The 17546-nt window shown below is 36.4% G+C and carries 16 protein-coding genes, 1 pseudogene and 2 riboswitches; of the genes and pseudogenes, 3 read left to right on the forward strand and 14 right to left on the reverse strand.

Annotated features, from left to right (window positions below; translation table 11 throughout):
• Window positions 1-93: 93 nt before the first annotated feature.
• The 9 genes and pseudogenes from VF726_RS31095 to groES all read right to left on the reverse strand — a co-directional run bounded on the left by VF726_RS31095 (window position 94) and on the right by groES (window position 10220).
• Window positions 94-1599, reverse strand: coding sequence for an ATP-binding protein (locus tag VF726_RS31095; protein ID WP_440174076.1), 1506 nt, complete (start codon window positions 1597-1599; stop codon window positions 94-96).
• Entirely contained in the window at window positions 1583-2284 is a 702-nt protein-coding gene (locus VF726_RS31100) for a response regulator transcription factor (protein ID WP_087956280.1), read from the reverse strand. The genes VF726_RS31095 and VF726_RS31100 overlap by 17 nt, the downstream gene beginning before the upstream one ends.
• Before the next feature lie 144 nt (window positions 2285-2428).
• A complete protein-coding gene (locus tag VF726_RS31105; protein WP_087956279.1) occupies window positions 2429-3754 on the reverse strand; it encodes an NCS2 family permease in 1326 nt (441 codons plus the stop codon).
• 128 nt (window positions 3755-3882) lie between these two features.
• A riboswitch (purine riboswitch) is annotated at window positions 3883-3984 on the reverse strand.
• Between the two features lie 154 nt (window positions 3985-4138).
• A complete protein-coding gene (gene guaA, locus VF726_RS31110) occupies window positions 4139-5677 on the reverse strand; it encodes a glutamine-hydrolyzing GMP synthase (RefSeq protein WP_128975892.1) in 1539 nt (512 codons plus the stop codon).
• 164 nt (window positions 5678-5841) lie between these two features.
• Window positions 5842-5943: riboswitch (purine riboswitch) on the reverse strand.
• Window positions 5944-6082: 139 nt separating this feature from the next.
• Window positions 6083-6166: pseudogene (locus VF726_RS31115) on the reverse strand (hypothetical protein); the annotation flags it as partial.
• Between the two features lie 201 nt (window positions 6167-6367).
• A complete protein-coding gene (locus tag VF726_RS31120; RefSeq protein WP_000481693.1) occupies window positions 6368-6823 on the reverse strand; it encodes an SMI1/KNR4 family protein in 456 nt (151 codons plus the stop codon).
• A 23-nt stretch (window positions 6824-6846) separates the two neighbouring features.
• Window positions 6847-7887: a hypothetical protein gene (locus VF726_RS31125; protein WP_440174078.1), complete on the reverse strand. Its 1041-nt coding sequence runs from the start codon at window positions 7885-7887 to the stop codon at window positions 6847-6849.
• Window positions 7888-8262: 375 nt separating this feature from the next.
• Window positions 8263-9897 (reverse strand): chaperonin GroEL, encoded by a 1635-nt coding sequence (gene groL / locus VF726_RS31130; protein WP_440174080.1) that lies wholly within the window; start codon window positions 9895-9897, stop codon window positions 8263-8265.
• Window positions 9898-9935: 38 nt separating this feature from the next.
• Window positions 9936-10220, reverse strand: a complete 285-nt coding sequence (groES, locus tag VF726_RS31135; RefSeq protein WP_000917306.1) for a co-chaperone GroES — start codon at window positions 10218-10220, stop codon at window positions 9936-9938.
• 401 nt (window positions 10221-10621) lie between these two features.
• Here groES and VF726_RS31140 point away from each other — a divergent pair, with 401 nt between their 5' ends.
• Entirely contained in the window at window positions 10622-11368 is a 747-nt protein-coding gene (locus tag VF726_RS31140) for a CPBP family intramembrane glutamic endopeptidase (RefSeq protein ID WP_087956278.1), read from the forward strand.
• On the forward strand, window positions 11365-11556 hold the full coding sequence (locus VF726_RS31145; protein WP_001246201.1) for a YdiK family protein: 192 nt from the start codon (window positions 11365-11367) through the stop codon (window positions 11554-11556). The genes VF726_RS31140 and VF726_RS31145 overlap by 4 nt, the downstream gene beginning before the upstream one ends.
• Before the next feature lie 29 nt (window positions 11557-11585).
• Here the strand turns inward: VF726_RS31145 and VF726_RS31150 are convergent, their stop codons facing one another.
• Window positions 11586-12215 carry a redox-sensing transcriptional repressor Rex gene (locus tag VF726_RS31150; protein ID WP_087956277.1) on the reverse strand — a complete coding sequence of 210 codons (630 nt, stop codon included), beginning with the start codon at window positions 12213-12215 and terminating at the stop codon, window positions 11586-11588.
• A gap of 187 nt (window positions 12216-12402) precedes the next feature.
• On the opposite strand from VF726_RS31150, the gene VF726_RS31155 reads away from it, so the two are divergent.
• Window positions 12403-14337, forward strand: coding sequence for an ABC-F family ATP-binding cassette domain-containing protein (locus VF726_RS31155; protein ID WP_440174085.1), 1935 nt, complete (start codon window positions 12403-12405; stop codon window positions 14335-14337).
• A 419-nt stretch (window positions 14338-14756) separates the two neighbouring features.
• Here VF726_RS31155 and tsaD read toward each other — a convergent pair whose 3' ends face one another.
• From tsaD to tsaE, 4 genes are read right to left on the reverse strand one after another with little or no spacing between them, the layout of a single operon-like run.
• The gene (gene tsaD, locus VF726_RS31160) at window positions 14757-15773 is read right to left on the reverse strand and encodes a tRNA (adenosine(37)-N6)-threonylcarbamoyltransferase complex transferase subunit TsaD (RefSeq protein ID WP_440174086.1); all 1017 of its coding nucleotides are present in this window, start codon (window positions 15771-15773) and stop codon (window positions 14757-14759) included.
• The gene (gene rimI / locus VF726_RS31165; RefSeq protein WP_440174088.1) at window positions 15773-16216 is read right to left on the reverse strand and encodes a ribosomal protein S18-alanine N-acetyltransferase; all 444 of its coding nucleotides are present in this window, start codon (window positions 16214-16216) and stop codon (window positions 15773-15775) included. Before rimI ends, tsaD begins: the two co-directional genes overlap by 1 nt.
• Window positions 16217-16229: 13 nt before the next feature.
• Window positions 16230-16922, reverse strand: coding sequence for a tRNA (adenosine(37)-N6)-threonylcarbamoyltransferase complex dimerization subunit type 1 TsaB (gene tsaB, locus VF726_RS31170; protein ID WP_048528495.1), 693 nt, complete (start codon window positions 16920-16922; stop codon window positions 16230-16232).
• The gene (tsaE, locus tag VF726_RS31175; protein ID WP_440174089.1) at window positions 16903-17376 is read right to left on the reverse strand and encodes a tRNA (adenosine(37)-N6)-threonylcarbamoyltransferase complex ATPase subunit type 1 TsaE; all 474 of its coding nucleotides are present in this window, start codon (window positions 17374-17376) and stop codon (window positions 16903-16905) included. The genes tsaB and tsaE overlap by 20 nt, the downstream gene beginning before the upstream one ends.
• Window positions 17377-17546: the final 170 nt, after the last annotated feature.

A 17546-nucleotide genomic window follows, 5' to 3' on the forward strand; every position in this document is an offset into this window, starting at 1 on the left:
CCTACAACCGTCAACATGTTTTTCTAAAAAAATATAAAAAGGCTTATTTATTTTAAAATAAGCCTTTTTATCATATATCATTCTATTCGTTTATTATTTTTCTATAATTGGTAACGAGACGATAAATTGAATAATACCATCCCCATATTCTGCTCGAATACTACCACCTTGCAATTCAACAATACTTTTCGCAATCGCTAATCCAAGTCCCGACCCTTCTGTTACTCTACTTCTAGATTGATCTTTCTTATAGAAGCGTTCAAACAAACTCCCTAACTCTTCTCTCGTAAACTCTTCACTATGATTCGCAATTACAATTTGTATATCCCGGCGCTGCCTTTGAAGAGAAACTTTTATCTCCCCATCATCTTTACTATACTTAATCGCGTTCATTAATAAATTATCAAATACACGGACCATCTTTTCCGAATCAACCGCTGCATAGGCACGTTCCTCAGGAAACTTCTTAACAAACGTAAGTCCATGCTCTTCTGCTTGCGGTACTAACTCTTCTATTAATTGCTCGAGTAACTCATTTATACAAACCTCTTGTTTTTCTAATATAACTTGCTCATTTGTTAACTTCGTATACTCAAATAAATCTTCTATTAAATTCTTTAACTGCTCCGACTTTGCAAAAGCAATTCTCGTATACTCATCATGTTGTTCTTTATTTTCATATTTAGAATCTCGAAGTAATCGTAAGTAACCCATAATAGAAGTAAGTGGTGTACGTAAATCGTGAGATACATTCGTAATAAGTTCGTTCTTTTGCTTCTCTAATTTACGTTCCTTTTCTATATTATTCATAAGCTCTTCTGCCATATTATTAATATTCTCAGTTAAAGACGCAATCTCGTCTTCACCTTTCTTCTCAATACGGTACGCTAAATTACCTTTTTCTATTTCCTTTACACCTTCTGCCATCGCTTCAATTTGCTTCATCTTTCTCTTTGTTATATAGAAGAAAGAGAAAATGAATACGAGTACACCAATTAAAAATGGGAATGGTCCTTCTTGCGTATCATATATTACTTCACCTTCTGGAATCCCACTAACAAACATGTATAAATTCTTATCTTCTATTGTAATAGGCGCAAAGGCTATAAATTCTTTTCTCGTACTTTCAAATTCTTTTCTACCATTCATATAATTAATCGCAAACGATGATGCATTACGAATTGTATTATGCAAATCAATTTGTTCTTCTTGTGCCTGCTTCGTTTTATATAAAACTTTACCACTCTCGTCAGTAACCAATACTTTTAAAGCTCTAGAGTCTCGTTCTAAATTTTGATTCTCTATTTCAATCATACTTGATATAGCTTCTAATTTATTTTCATGAACTGAACTATTTGCCACACTTTGTGCTTGTTGGTTAATTTGTTCCATACCAGTCCGATAATCGATCGTCGCCTCTCGATTCGCATTCTCAAAAAACGGCGCTGCTGCCTTCGCTGACAAAAGTCCTAATAACGCACAAGCAGTGAACGCAGTAATAAGTTGAATCCGCACACTCCGTTTCACACTCTTCACTAGCTTTCCGATTAACTCTCGAAATTTCCTAACATAAGTAAATGGATTAAATATCTTTTTCAATCTTATACCCCACTCCCCATACTGTTTTTATATATATTGGCTTCCTTGGATTCTCTTCAATCTTTTCACGCACTTTCCTAATATGGACCATTACCGTGTTATCCGACTGAAAAGACCTTTCGTTCCAAACCTTTTCATAAATTTGTTCCGCACTAAAGACCATACCCGGATTACGAGCTAGTAATTCTAAAATCGAAAATTCCCTTGGCGTCAGTTTCACTTCTTCTCCATCCACAATGACTTTATGGGTTGAGATGTTTATTTTCATCTCTCCAATTTCTAACTCGTCCTCATTTTGAATAGCGAAACCATTCATTTTCATATAACGACGTAACTGAGATTTAATTCTGGCGATTAACTCTAACGGGTTAAATGGTTTCGTTACATAATCATCTGCACCTGTTGTTAACCCTAAAATTTTATCCATATCTTGCGTTTTCGCAGAAAGCATAATAATTGGCATTTCTTTCGATTCTCTTACTTTCATACACATATGAATACCATCTACTTTCGGCATCATAATATCTAATACGACTAAATGCACTTCATTTTCTTCTAGTAAACGTAACCCTTCTTCTCCATCTCCCGCTTGCAATACTTTATATCCTTCATTCTTTAAATAGATTGTAATTAGATTTCGAATTTCTTTTTCATCATCTACGACAAGTATTGTTTCATTTGCCACAATATCTCCCCCATCACTTTTTTAATCCCTAACTTCTATTATAGGAAAACTTCTGAAGAAAAACGCTCGGAAATCCTTAAGATTTTCTGAAGACGCAAAAAAGGTCTAGACTCCCCTTAAGTCTAGACCTTTCAAAAACCCCTTTTATTTACGAACGTAGATGAAATATAGTACGAATAAAACTCCCATAACATACATAATTGGATGAATCTCTTTACGACGACCACTTACTACCATTGTAATTGGATAGAAGATAAACCCGATTGCAATCCCTGTCGCAATACTATACGTAAGTGGCATTGAAATGATTGTAAAGAATGCTGGTACTGCAATCTCGAATTTCTTCCAATCAATTTCGCCTAAAGATGAAACCATTAAGATTCCTACAATAATTAACGCTGGCGCTGTTACAGCTGGTGTTACAACACTTAATAATGGCGAGAAGAATAGTGCCAATAAGAAGAATCCTGCTGTTACAACTGCTGTAAATCCAGAACGGCCACCCGCTGCTACCCCAGCAGAAGATTCAATATAAGACGTTGTTGTTGATGTACCTAAGATCGCACCGATTACAGTTGCAATCGCATCTGCGAATAACGCTTTTCCTGCACGTGGTAATTTATTGTTCTTCATTAATCCCGCTTGATTCGCAACTGCTACAAGTGTACCTGCTGTATCAAAGAAATCGATAAAGAAGAACGTTATAATAACAATCGCCATTTCAACAGTGAAAATATCTCCAAAGTGCGTTAACGCCGCACCGAACGTTGGTTCTAGACTCGGTATTGCTCCCACTACAGCTTTCGGAGTATCAATTAATCCTGTTGCTACTCCTAAGATGGCTGTAAGAATCATGCCGTAGAAAACTGCACCATTTATTTTCTTAATCATGAAGATGATTGTCGTAACAACCCCGAAGATTGCTAGTAACGTTGTGCCCTTTGTTAAATCCCCCAACCCAACAAGAACAGCATCATTTTTCACGATAACTCCGGCGTTTTGGAATCCAAGGAATGCAATGAACAATCCGATACCTGCCGCTACTGCAAACTTCAACTCTGATGGAATTGCATTAATGATTTTTTCACGAATACCTGAAGCTGTAAGAATAATAAAGATAATACCTGACATTAATGTTCCAGCAATTGCTGTTTGCCACGGAATACCCATCGTTAACACTGCTGTATAAGCAAAGAACGCGTTAATTCCCATACCCGGCGCTAAAGCAATTGGATACTTTGCGAATATCCCCATAATCAACGAACCAATCGCCGCTGCTAATGCTGTAGCAACGAATACTGCACCTGGATCCATCCCTGTACCTGCTGGTAACCCTTTAACATTTCCAAGTGACAGCGTAGCAGGATTGACAAATAGTACATAAGCCATAGATAAGAATGTCGTTAAACCTGCTATGAACTCTGTTTTATAATTTGTGCCGAGTTCATCAAACTGAAAATAGCGTTTCATCTTACGTTTCCCCCGTTATATGATTACTCGCCGTAATCTCCCTAGCCCTCTTTTATCTATTAAAAATAAAAAAGGCTTCCATTGCATATACATGGAAGCGTTCTATGAATAAAGATAAGATTCCCCTCACCTTTATAAAAACGCCTCGTAGTCAAGCCATTTACGGTAGCTAGGTAGAAACTTTCGGGCCATATCCCCGATATTATACGACGGCATAATATTCACTTTTCGTTTGAATTACATACTCATATTAACTCTTGAATGTGTTTTTGTCAATTAAAAAACGAACATTTTTATAAACTTTTATATTTTCGTTCGTATTAAGCTTAAAAACACAAAAGATCCATCTATGCATGTGCAATAGATGGATCTTTTTTTATAATACTATTCCCACTCAATCGTTGCTGGTGGCTTACTCGTTACATCATACACGATACGGTTAACGTGTTTTACTTCGTTTACGATACGTACAGAGATTTTTTCTAATACGTCCCAAGGGATACGTGCCCAATCAGCTGTCATACCGTCGATAGATGTTACTGCGCGGATACCTACTGTGTAATCGTAAGTACGCTCGTCACCCATAACACCTACGCTACGCATACCAGGAAGCGCAGTGAAGTATTGCCAGATTTCGCGGTCTAAGCCTGCTTTAATGATTTCTTCACGTAAAATCGCATCAGATTCACGAACAATTTCTAATTTCTCTTCTGTGATTTCACCTAATACACGAATACCAAGACCCGGGCCTGGGAATGGTTGACGCCATACGATTTCATCAGGAATTCCTAGTTCAGATCCTAATACACGTACTTCATCTTTAAATAACGTGTTTAAAGGCTCAATTAATTTGAACTGCATGTCTTCTGGAAGTCCACCAACATTATGGTGAGATTTAATTGTTTGTGCAGTTGCCGTACCACTCTCAACGATATCTGTGTAAAGTGTACCTTGTGCTAAGAAGTCCATTCCTTGTAATTTAGAAGCTTCATCATCAAATACGTAAATGAATTCGTTACCGATGATTTTACGTTTTTGTTCTGGATCTTCTACACCTTTTAACTTGTTCATGAAGCGTTCTTTTGCATCCACTTTAATAACGTTCATATGGAAGCCTTCGCTGAATGTTTTCATAACGCCTTCTGCTTCGCCTTTACGAAGTAAACCGTGGTCAACGAAGATACAAGTTAATTGATCGCCGATTGCTTTATGAATTAACACTGCCACAACAGAAGAGTCTACACCGCCACTAAGTGCGCATAGTACTTTTTTGTCTCCAACAGTTTCACGGATTTTCTCTAATTCTACTTCGATAAAGTTCTCCATGTTCCATCCTTCAGAACAACCACATACGCCGAATACGAAGTTTTTAATTAAATCGTTACCGTGCTCAGAGTGACGTACTTCTGGGTGGAATTGTACACCGTATAAGTTTTTGTCTTCATTGCTCATACCAGCAATTGGACAAGACTCACTTGTTGCATCTACTACGAATCCTTCAGGTAAACCAGTTACTAAGTCTCCATGGCTCATCCATACAACTTGCTCTTCTGGAAGGTTTGCATATAATTTTGATTCGTTCTCTACTTTAAGAACAGCTTTTCCGTACTCACGGTGGTTTGCACGTTCTACTTTACCACCGAAGTGTTGTGTCATAAGCTGCATACCGTAACAAATACCGAAGATCGGTAATCCTAGTTCAAAGATTTTTTCATCACAATGTAATGCGCCTTCACCGTATACACTATTTGGTCCACCAGAGAAGATAATCCCTTTTGGATTCATTGCTTTAATTTCTTCTGCAGTAATTGTATGTGGATGAAGTTCACTGTATACACCGAACTCACGAATTCGACGTGCTATTAACTGATTGTACTGACTCCCAAAATCTAAAACGATAATTGTATCATGCTGCTTCTTCAAAATAATCACCCCAACGTTAGTTCTCGTATATAAATATTTTCACCAATTTGGCAAAAAGCATTACTAATATAATAAAAAAAGCCAGTCCTCCGCCTCCAGTCTCATAACAAAGAAAAGGCAGGGGTCTGGCTTTATAAAGAAAGATAGTCTCCGCTCTTTATAAATATAAGACACACTGCCTTCATAGTCAGGTTGTTTACGGTAACCCGGTAGAGACTCTCAAACCTTATCTTTGAGGATATATGAAGGATCGTTTTATATTATCTTCCTAGATTCTAACAATGAAGTATCAATATGGTCAAGAGAGAAAGCGACAAAATTCTACAGAAATTAAATTCTTCCTCTCAAAAACATAAAAAAACATCCACTTCTATATAGAAGTGGATGTTTTCGGGGCGAACGGAATTACATCATTCCACCCATGCCGCCCATGTCAGGCATTGCTGGTGCATTTGGTTCTGGCTTGTCAGCTACTACAGCTAAAGTCGTATCATCAGTTTGTTCCTATTTTTTACCTATCCGTATAAAAAATTTCATCGACCTGTTCTAGCTCTTACGCTGACATAAATACAACTCAAACAAAAGAGTTAATAGACAATATAAAAGCCTATGCAAGTTATACATAAGCTTTTTGTTATTCACGATTAGCTATTTTTCAAGTCCTAAGTCTTAAAGCAATTATTAATAAGATTAAATATAATAATCAGGGTTTTCATCCATTTTAATTAAAAATTCTTCTAAAGAATCCGCTATTTTTATGTTCTCAGAGTAAATGGGACACTGTCCTAATTCATTTTCTTCTTTAAATTTAATTGTTAAAAAACTAATTTCCGTAATTTCGAAAAACACCAATGATTCTTCATCGTCTGTATCATCTAAGTTTGGATTATGTTCATAAATATCCTGTCTTAAACGAAAATCCGCAACTGAAATTGGGTCCATAAATCTATTGATTAAATTTCTGTTGGTGTTTAAAAATCCATAACCAATTTCTTCATAGAAACGTTTTAGTTCTTTAGGGAACTGCATTTTTAATAAATCCTCTGCTTCTGCTATCTCTTCTTTTGGTAAAGGGTAAAGAATAGGGGTTTGATTAGATTTAATGCCTTCGTCTGCTACAATATGCTTTTTCAAAAAATTAAACATTGCTTATTTACCTCCATTATTTATCATTTAAAGATTTCCCTTGAAATTGTATCTTTTGCATGGATTCCACCTTGATGTTCATCAGGATATCTAGCTGGATGTATATTCCACCATTCATGTTCCCCGCCATATGCATTTTCTACCAAATGATGTGCATCATACGGTCTATCAACTCTTCTTAGTACTCTACCCCTTCTTGAAAGGATTTCTTCTTCATAAGTAGGCCATTTTTGCTCTGTCTTAAGTTCCCATTCTTTAATTAAATCTTCTCGCAGTCTATTAAATTCTTCTCTTCTCGCTGCTACTTCTTCTTTACTTAGTCGTTCATAACCATTATTTTTTAAAGATTCCTGTAGTAATTCCTTTTGGTTTTCAGGGATTTTCCTATTTGTAATTTCTTCTACTTGGCTAATGTATTCTTGGAATCTAGGTGTATTTAAATTACCAGGATTAGCAAACATAAATGTATTTCGTGCTTCTTCTAAAGAATTAAAAGAAGTTTTTGGAACATCTCTAAAATCACCCGCATAAGCAAAGGGGTCTCTCATTTGTAATTTATTTGAAAAATGAGAAATACTCTGTTCTGCTTTTGTCCCTAATGTAGTTACTTTCCCTACTCTACTTATTCCTTTATCACCAAGCCAGCCCAAGCCAAGTCCCATAAAAATACTTGTTCTCCATTTCGTACGACTTTCCGCATCACCATGCCAAAAATCATTCATAAATGAATCCGAAACAGTATTCCAAGCGGTAGAAACTGTCTCTATAGGGTGACCTATAGCATACTTAATATTTTCCTTTGTTACTGTATCGTCTAATGAATTAAATCCTTCTACAATCTCCCCAATAACTTGCCCAGAGCCAACGTATATACCATCCCAAATTTTTCTCAGCATAGATTTTTCAGAGGGTTTGTCGCCCATTGCTCCTGCTTCTATCTTTTCATTAGATAAACTTCTATCAACTAAATTACCATCATAACGTTCATCAGCATTACGAAACTTTTCAGCAGCGTGCATTAGTTCTTCTGCAATCTTATCAAATTCCCTAAACACATTAAACATTTGAGGTTTCGTTTCATTTTCACTTTTTCAGGATGATTTATTCCACGTAAATGCCCAAATACACTGTAACTTCGTATTTATTGTTTTAGCTGTATTACTTTTATCTTGGAATAACGTACATAGCTTTTCACATAAAGAGTTTTAACTTCTTCAACATTCAAAATGTCATTATCGTGACAGTAATTAATAAAACTGCCTAATAGAACCTCATAATTTTGATATTTACCCTCGTTATATTCCCAAACTTACGGTCTTCAAGAAATTCCTTTTATGCAAATTTTAAAAACACAAAAAAGACTACCTCCTCTCATCAAGGAAGTAGCCTTCTTCTAATTAACTATTTATACATTGCACAGCTTCACAGAGTGATGCTTATTACATCATTCCGCCCATACCGCCCATGCCCATGCCGCCCATGTCAGGCATTGCTGGTGCATTTGGTTCTGGCTTGTCAGCTACTACAGCTTCAGTTGTTAAGAACATAGCTGCAACAGATGCTGCGTTTTGAAGTGCAGAGCGAGTTACTTTAGCTGGATCTACGATACCAGTTTCAAGCATGTTAACCCACTCGCCAGTAGCTGCGTTGAAACCAACGCCTACTTTTTCGCCTTTTAGACGCTCTACAACTACAGATCCTTCTAGACCAGCGTTGATTGCGATTTGACGAACTGGCTCTTCTAGCGCGCGAAGTACGATGTTGATACCTGTTGCTTCGTCGCCTTCAGCTACGATAGAAGCTACTTTCGTGTATACGTTCATAAGTGAAGTACCACCACCTGCAACGATACCTTCTTCTACTGCTGCACGAGTTGAGTTAAGTGCATCTTCAATGCGAAGTTTGCGCTCTTTTAACTCAGTTTCAGTTGCTGCACCTACTTTAATTACTGCTACGCCACCTGCAAGTTTTGCAAGACGCTCTTGTAATTTTTCACGATCGAATTCAGAAGTAGTTTCTTCTAATTGCGCACGGATTTGACCGATGCGAGCTTCGATTTGTTGTGTATTTCCGATACCTTCAACTACAGTTGTGTTTTCTTTCGTTACAACAACTTTACCAGCGCGTCCTAAAGATTCAATTGTAGCAGATTTTAAGTCACGGCCTAATTCTTCAGTGATTACTTCGCCACCAGTTAAGATTGCGATATCTTCTAGCATTGCTTTACGACGGTCACCAAATCCAGGAGCTTTAACAGCTACTACATTGAATGTACCACGAAGTTTGTTCACTACTAATGTAGCTAATGCTTCGCCTTCTACGTCTTCAGCGATGATAAGAAGTGGTTTACCTTGTTGTACCACTTGCTCTAATACTGGTAAGATTTCTTGGATGTTAGAAATCTTTTTATCAGTAATTAAGATGTATGGGTTATCAAGAACCGCTTCCATTTTGTCAGAATCAGTAATCATGTAAGGAGATGCATATCCACGATCAAATTGCATACCTTCTACTACGTCTAATTCTGTTGTGAATCCTTTAGATTCTTCTAAAGTAATAACGCCGTCGTTACCAACGCGCTCCATTGCTTCAGCGATTAATTGACCTACTTCTTCGTCAGCTGCAGAAATAGCAGCTACTTGTGCGATAGAAGATTTACCTTCGATTGGTTTAGAAATCGTTTTTAATTCTTCAATTGCAGCAGTAACAGCTTTTTCGATACCTTTACGAAGACCCATTGGGTTCGCACCAGCTGTTACGTTTTTAAGACCTTCACGAATCATAGCTTGCGCTAATACAGTTGCAGTTGTTGTTCCGTCACCAGCTACATCATTTGTTTTGCTAGCAACTTCTGCTACTAATTTCGCACCCATGTTTTCGAATGCATCTTCTAATTCGATTTCTTTTGCGATTGTTACACCATCATTTGTAATAAGTGGTGAACCGAATTTTTTCTCAAGTACAACGTTACGACCTTTTGGTCCAAGCGTTACTTTTACTGCGTTTGCAAGAGTGTCGACACCGCGAAGCATCGAACGACGTGCTTCTTCACTAAATTTAATATCTTTTGCCATAATAATTGACCCCCTTGGATTTTTTAAGATTTATATAATTAACCGATAACTGCTAGAATGTCACTTTCACGTAAAATCAAGTAGTCAGTACCTTCGTATTTCACTTCAGTACCTGCATATTTTGAGAAGATGATAAGATCACCTGCTGCTACCTCTAAAGCAACACGCTCACCATTTTCAAGCACTCGACCAGTACCTACTGCAATAACTTTACCCTCTTGTGGTTTTTCTTTTGCAGTGTCTGGCAATACAATACCACTTGCTGTTTTTTCTTCTGCTTGAACAAGCTCAATTACAACGCGATCACCTAATGGCTTTAGCATGAACAATAACCTCCTCATTTTGTTATGTAAATTTTATTTATTAGCACTCAAGTCACCCGAGTGCTAACACACTTATAATAATAAATAATCTCAATTTCTTTTGCAAGTAAAAAAATCATAATTTTTTCGCAAATTCAGCTATACACTTTTCTATATAGAGTCTATCTTCTTCTACCTTTACCATATGAATCGTTGTTTCCACTACTCGTATGTTACAATATGAAAGGACACCCTAAGTTGTTTTCGCTACACACACAACTTTCTCCTGTCTTCTATTATAATTTCAAATAAGGATTTACGAAAAAAACATAATTTACGTGAGGTTTATATCGTAGGTAGCATATGTACATGTTATCCTACCTTATCTCATACACTAGAGTTAGAAAGGATGGTTAAACCATTTGAAAAAACAATATTGGTGGGTTATCGTTACATACATTTTAATGCAGTTATCATCCATTGCTGGATTACCGCTTCTCCTGAAAACTGGACTTTATGATAACAGGGGATTTACTAGGGAGGAGAAATTCCAACTCATAACTGGCCACTGGGCAATCATTAGCTTCTTTATTGCATTATGTATCGTACTTTGGTTACTTAGAACAGATATTCGTGACAGACGTTTAGATACAATGCGCTCTTCGGTTCCAGCTACGATCGGTTGGATTTTTATCGGGTTCTTCTTAGCATTTTTCTCGCAAAGTATTGCCGGTATGATAGAAATGCGTTTATTAGGAATTAAACCTGGATCTGAAAATACAGCAAGACTTATGGATATCGCAAGAACGACACCTTGGTTCCTTATTGTTATATCTATAATAGGACCTATTTTGGAAGAAATCGTATTTAGAAAAATTTTATTTGGTACACTTTATAAGAAGTTCAACTTCTTTATTGCTGCTATTATTAGTTCTCTCGTATTCGCAGCAATTCATTTTGATTTCACTCACTTATTGGTATACACTTCTATGGGACTCGTATTCGCCTTTTTATATGTAAAAACGAAGCGTATTATCGTCCCTATCGCAGCTCATGTTGCAATGAATACATTAGTTGCAGTTGCTCAAGTTTTAATGAGCAATGAACAAATTCAAGAAATGATTAAAGAAGCTGAAAAAATGCAAGGCTTTATCGGAGGATTTTTATGAGAAACTCACCATTGTTCATGGCTGCATTGTACTTCCTTCTAGGATGTATCTTTACCCGCTTCGCCATTACAAACGTAACAGATACAATTTGGAATATGTGGACAATACTATTTGCAGTTATGGCAACAATTGATTTTAATTTGGCACTTCGCCTTATCTTAGTTAAATTCACAAAGAAAAAACAATAATAAAACGCAGAGGAAGCGACCTCTGCGTTTTATTGTGGATAATTCTTCAAAAAGTAAACAAGTGTTTGTAACTCTACTGCTAAATCAATATGATGAATTCTTATATTGTCTGACACATTTAAGCGTGCTGGTGTGAAATTTAAAATACCATGCACACTAGTTTCAGCTAATCTATCTGCTACAGATTGTGCTACTGTAGCTGGTACTGTTAATATTGCCACTTGTATATCAGTTGATAGACGTTCTTCTAATTCATCTAAATGATATACAGGAATACCCCCGATTTCTGTTCCAACTTTCTCTTCACTAACGTCAAACGCCATTTCAATTTTTGTATTATTGTTTTTCGTGAAATTATAATGTAAGAAAGCGGTCCCTAAATTACCTACTCCAATAAGTGCTACACGTGTTATATCATCTTGGTCGAGTGTTTCACGGAAAAATGATAATAAATAATTTACGTTATATCCATATCCTTTTTTCCCTAACGCTCCAAAGTATGAGAAATCTCTTCGAATCGTTGCGGAATCAACTTTTACCGCTTCACTTAATTCGGCTGATGAAACACGTTGCTTACCAGATAGAGATAAATTTTGGATAAATCGATAGTATAGAGGCAATCTCTTAGCAGTGGCTTGTGGAATTTTCTGCTGATCCATATAACCTCTCCTCTCTTCCTATCTTTATTCATATGCTTTAATCAAATACAGAAGTTTAGCACTTATTAAATTCCTTGTATAATAGAAAGAAGAAGTATTCTCTCTGTATTTTAAACTATACACTATTTTTAGTATGATTGAGAAATATAAACATGGCAAAGTTAAGAAATTATTTGAGGTGAAAACATTGATTTTATTACAAGTAAACGCGCTTTCGAAATTATACGGTGCAGAAACGATTCTTGCAAACATAAAATTGGAAGTTCAAACGAAAGATCGTATCGCATTAGTCGGACGAAATGGAGCCGGAAAATCTACATTATTAAAAATAATAGCTGGTGAGTTATCTCATGATGGTGGCGAAATTATAAAACCGAAAGATGTCTCAATCGGATATTTAGCTCAAAATACCGGGTTAGAAACGTCTTTAACAATTTGGGATGAAATGTTAACCGTCTTTACACACTTGCAGCAAATGGAGACAAAACTTCGAAGGCTAGAGCAAGAGATGGGAAAAGAAGAAAACTTTTCAAACGAGGCTATATATGAACGATTATTAGCTGACTATGACCAATTACAATTAGATTATAAAGATCAAGGTGGCTATCAGTACGAAGCAGATATCCGTTCGATTTTAAGTGGTCTTGGCTTCCCAGTTGAAACGCACCAGACGACAATTTCCACATTAAGTGGTGGACAAAAAACACGATTAGCTCTCGGTAAATTATTATTAACGAAACCAGACTTACTTATTTTGGACGAGCCTACAAACCATTTAGATATCGAAACATTAACATGGCTTGAACAATATTTACAAGGCTATCCTGGCGCAATACTAATCGTTTCCCATGACCGTTATTTCTTAGATAAACTCGTTACACAAGTATATGAAATTTCGAATAAAGAAAGCAGACGATTTGTTGGTAACTACAGTAAATATTTAGATTTAAAATCAGCACTATACGAGCAAGAAATGAAACGTTATGAAAAACAACAAGATGAAATCGCTAAGCTTGAGGACTTCGTTCAAAAAAATATAGCTCGTGCATCTACAACAAAACGTGCGCAAAGCCGTCGTAAACAATTAGACCGTATGGAACTATTAACAAGACCATTAGGTGACTCTAAGTCGGCTTCCTTCCATTTCGATATCGAAAAACAAAGTGGAAATGATGTTTTACAAGTAAAGGATGCAACTATTGGCTATGATAAGGATCCGATTATTGAACATGTAACAATGCGCTTAACTCGTGGGGATAGTGTTGCTTTAGTTGGTCCAAATGGAATTGGGAAATCCACATTGTTGAAATCCATTGTGAATAAGTTACCACTATTACATGGTGATGTTTCTTTCGGATCCAATGTATCTATTGGTTATTATGATCAGGAACAAGCTAACTTAACATCTTCTAAGCGAGTTTTAAATGAATTATGGGATGAATATCCATTGCAGCCTGAAAAAGAAATTCGCACAATACTAGGTAATTTCTTATTCACAGGAGACGATGTACTAAAACCAGTATCTTCTCTTAGTGGTGGACAAAAGGCTCGGTTAGCTCTTGCAAAACTTATGATGCAAAAATCGAATTTATTAATTCTCGATGAGCCTACGAACCACCTTGATTTAAATAGTAAAGAAATCTTGGAGAATGCTTTAATTGATTATCCGGGTACTCTTTTATTTGTCTCACATGACCGCTACTTTATTAATCGTGTAACGACGACCGTTGTTGAGTTATCAACAGAAGGTGCGCAGGAATATTTAGGTGACTACGATTACTACGTTGAAAAGAAAAATGAGATGATTGAACGTGCTGAATTTGAACAACAAGAACAGCAAGAAAATCAGGCACCTGTTCAAAAAACTGTAGCTCCAGAAAAATTAAATTATCTTGAAGAAAAAGAGCGCAAAAAGTTAGAGCGTCAACGTACTCGAAAAATCGAGGAACTAGAACAAAATATTGTACAATTTGAAGAAGAAATTGCTACGTTAGAAGATCAACTTTGCTTACCAGAAATATATGCAGATTATGAAAAGGCTAGTGAAATTACAACGAAAAAGCAAACACTACAAGAGCAACTTGATGCTTGTATGGCAGAATGGGAAGAATTGCATTTATAGGAGTATGAATAAGAAGGATGTCTCATCAGTCGGGATTTTTGACGATGGGACATTCTTTTTATCTTCTAGCTGTGTTAAACCTCTATTGCATAAACAATTCGACACGAGATACCGATTTACCGACAAGGTTTGACAACATTAGCCCCTCTTATAATAAGAGCATATTCCAAAATGTTTTTTAGAGATATCTTCTTCGTTTTTATTTCCCGAAAAAGGATAGATTTAAAGGTCAGACTTCGCCTGTTTTATCCACAAGTTTATACACATATCCACCTTTATAAAATAAACCTCAAAATAACTTTTCCACATTATCCACAATTAATCAAAAAGTTATCAACATTTTATATACACAATAAAACCCACATTATCAACAGATAATATGGATTTTATCCACAAGCTGTGGTTAATTTTGTGTATAACTATGCTTCAATATCTAATCCTGGATTCGCATTTAAAGCTAATGTAGCGCGTTTTCCTTGTTCATATGCAATTGTACCTGCCGCTGCAATCATTGCTGCATTATCTGTGCATAAAGATAAAGGAGGAATAATTAGCTCCATATTTTCTTTTTGTGCAAATTCTGCTTCTAAACGCGCACGAAGCCCTTTATTTGCAGCCACTCCACCAGCAAGAAGCACTTGCTTTACGTTATAAGCATCCGCTGCACGAGAAGCTTTCGTTACTAATACGTCAATTACACTCTCTTGGAAACTTGCTGCTAAATCTTCCGGTGCAATTTCTATTCCACGCTGTTTTGCGTTATGCACAGTGTTGATAACTGCTGATTTCAATCCACTGAAACTGAAATCATACGAATCCGGTTCTAGCCATGCACGAGGCAAATCGATTGTCGGTTCTCCTTCATGTGCAAGGCGATCAATATGAGGACCACCTGGATATGGCATAGATAACGTACGAGCTACTTTATCATACGCCTCTCCTGCTGCATCATCTCTCGTTTCACCAATTACTTCAAATGAACCATGTTCTTTCATATAAACAAGCTCTGTATGTCCACCAGATACAACAAGTGATAGCAGTGGGAATTGAACTTCTTTTACTAAACGGTTCGCATAAATATGGCCAGCGATATGATGTACACCAACTAGAGGGATATCATGTGCAAATGCCACTGCTTTCGCTGCGTTTACCCCTATTAAAAGTGCTCCTACTAAACCAGGTCCTTCTGTTACAGCAATTGCATCAATATCATCAAATGTGATATTGGCTTCTTTTAAAGCTTCTTCTAACACAACTGTAATTTCTTCTACATGATGACGAGATGCAATTTCTGGTACAACTCCGCCAAAACGTTTATGACTTTCAATTTGTGATGCAACGACATTCGCAACAATTTCCGTTCCATTTTTAACAACCGCTACTGCTGTTTCATCACAACTTGTTTCTATACCAAGTATAATCGTATTTTTTTCCATTATATATTCACCCACATTACGAGACCATCTTCCTGATTGTCTGCATAGTATCGTTTACGAATTCCACCATTTTGAAATCCGTATTTTCTGTATAACTGTTTTGCTACTTCATTTGATACACGTACTTCCAGTGTCATCGTTTTTACGCCTAGAGTTTTCGCTTCGGAAATAACTTCTTTCAATAAAGCATCCCCTAGCTTTTGACCTCTGTATTCTGGCAAAATAGCTATATTTGTTATATGTGATTCATCAATAATTATCCACAATCCACAATACCCAATTACACGACCATCTTTTTCTAGCACAACATAATGTGCATGTTCATTCATCGTTAACTCACGGTGAAAGGCATCTGCAGTCCAAGGAGTTGAAAAAGATACTTCTTCAATAGCTACAATTTGAGCGATATCATCGAGTTCCATCTTTCTAAATATCATATCCATCCTCTGCAAACCCCTACTTGTTTTGACTTTCTAACCACTTTGTTTCAGCTTCAGCTAAACGAAGGTAACTAGGAACAAATGAATGTACATCTTGTTCTTCTTTTTGCAATCCTAAGAACGCTAACTCACTTGGTCTTGGATTATTTTTAGTGAAAGGAGCAAATACAGCTTGATCACCTAAATGTTCGATAATCGTTTCTTTGTGCAATTTAACATCGTTACCAAGAAATAAAACAGGCTTTCCTTTATCTTTTAACATTTGCAACCAGTCTACAATAAGGATAATTCGGTCTTCTTCTATAGAAGTTAACTTCTCTCCTTCATATGTATATAGCCCCGTATAAATTTGTCCGCGTCTTCCATCGAATAAAGGACAGATTAACCCATCAAAATTCGCTCCGTTTGCAGCCACTACTTCTAAACTTGATACACCTACAATTGGTATTTGAAGCGACCAAGCCAATGTTTTGGCAGCTGTCACACCTATGCGAACACCTGTATATGATCCTGGTCCAGCAGCTACAACTATTTTCGTTAATTCTTTCGGTTTTACACCGCATTCTTTTAACAGTTGTTCTACAGCTGGCATAAGACGTACAGAATGGTTTTTTGTTAAGTTTGTAATGATTTCCCCAATTACGTTTCCTTCTTCAATAAGGGATACACCCATTACGTAATTTGAAGTATCAATTGCTAGTACTTTCATCTTGTAATAGCTCCTCACATAATCTAATATAGCGATTTCCAACTGGCTCGAGTACAATGTTTCTTGTATCATCTCCAGCATGGAATAAACTAATTTGTAATTTCTCATTTGGTAAATATGCTTCTATTAAATGAGCCCATTCTACTACCGTAATTCCTTCACCGTAGAAATACTCATCAAACCCTAAGTCCTCTTCACTTTCTGCTAAGCGATACACGTCCATATGATATAGCGGTAATCTTCCTTTATATTCTTTAATAATATTAAAGGTAGGGCTATTTACAACTCTTTTTACTCCAAGACCTTTTGCTAGTCCTTTTGTAAAAGTCGTCTTACCAGCCCCTAGATCTCCTTCTAAAATAATTACATCTTGCGCCTCTAGAAGTTCACCTAGTTTTTCTGATAATCTTTGTGTTTCCTCAGATGATTTTGTTGTTATTTCATATTTACTCACAGACTTCACCTACTTTACTCACAATGTTCTCTGCTCTTTATTATACAGGTTTTGAATATATAAAAAAGTCCTTAGGAGGTTTCCTAAGGATAGTTTGACTGTCTTTATTAGTTTTTTGTTAAAACAAATAAAAAAATACGAAACAACATGTTTCGTTCTTTTCTTTATAT

It is taken from the genome of Bacillus sp. Brlt_9 (assembly GCF_051948935.1).
GTDB lineage: Bacteria > Bacillota > Bacilli > Bacillales > Bacillaceae_G > Bacillus_A.

What these genes read in the sequence shown, in the direction of transcription:
- VF726_RS31105 (WP_087956279.1), bottom strand. Translation starts at nt 3,754, where the DNA reads ATGAAACGCTATTTTCAGTTTGATGAACTCGGCACAAATTATAAAACA.
- VF726_RS31120 (WP_000481693.1), bottom strand. Translation starts at nt 6,823, where the DNA reads ATGTTTAATTTTTTGAAAAAGCATATTGTAGCAGACGAAGGCATTAAA.
- VF726_RS31125 (WP_440174078.1), bottom strand. Translation starts at nt 7,887, where the DNA reads ATGTTTAATGTGTTTAGGGAATTTGATAAGATTGCAGAAGAACTAATG.
- groL (WP_440174080.1), bottom strand. Translation starts at nt 9,897, where the DNA reads ATGGCAAAAGATATTAAATTTAGTGAAGAAGCACGTCGTTCGATGCTT.
- groES (WP_000917306.1), bottom strand. Translation starts at nt 10,220, where the DNA reads ATGCTAAAGCCATTAGGTGATCGCGTTGTAATTGAGCTTGTTCAAGCA.
- VF726_RS31145 (WP_001246201.1), top strand. Translation starts at nt 11,365, where the DNA reads ATGAGAAACTCACCATTGTTCATGGCTGCATTGTACTTCCTTCTAGGA.
- VF726_RS31150 (WP_087956277.1), bottom strand. Translation starts at nt 12,215, where the DNA reads ATGGATCAGCAGAAAATTCCACAAGCCACTGCTAAGAGATTGCCTCTA.
- tsaD (WP_440174086.1), bottom strand. Translation starts at nt 15,773, where the DNA reads ATGGAAAAAAATACGATTATACTTGGTATAGAAACAAGTTGTGATGAA.
- rimI (WP_440174088.1), bottom strand. Translation starts at nt 16,216, where the DNA reads ATGGATATGATATTTAGAAAGATGGAACTCGATGATATCGCTCAAATT.
- tsaB (WP_048528495.1), bottom strand. Translation starts at nt 16,922, where the DNA reads ATGAAAGTACTAGCAATTGATACTTCAAATTACGTAATGGGTGTATCC.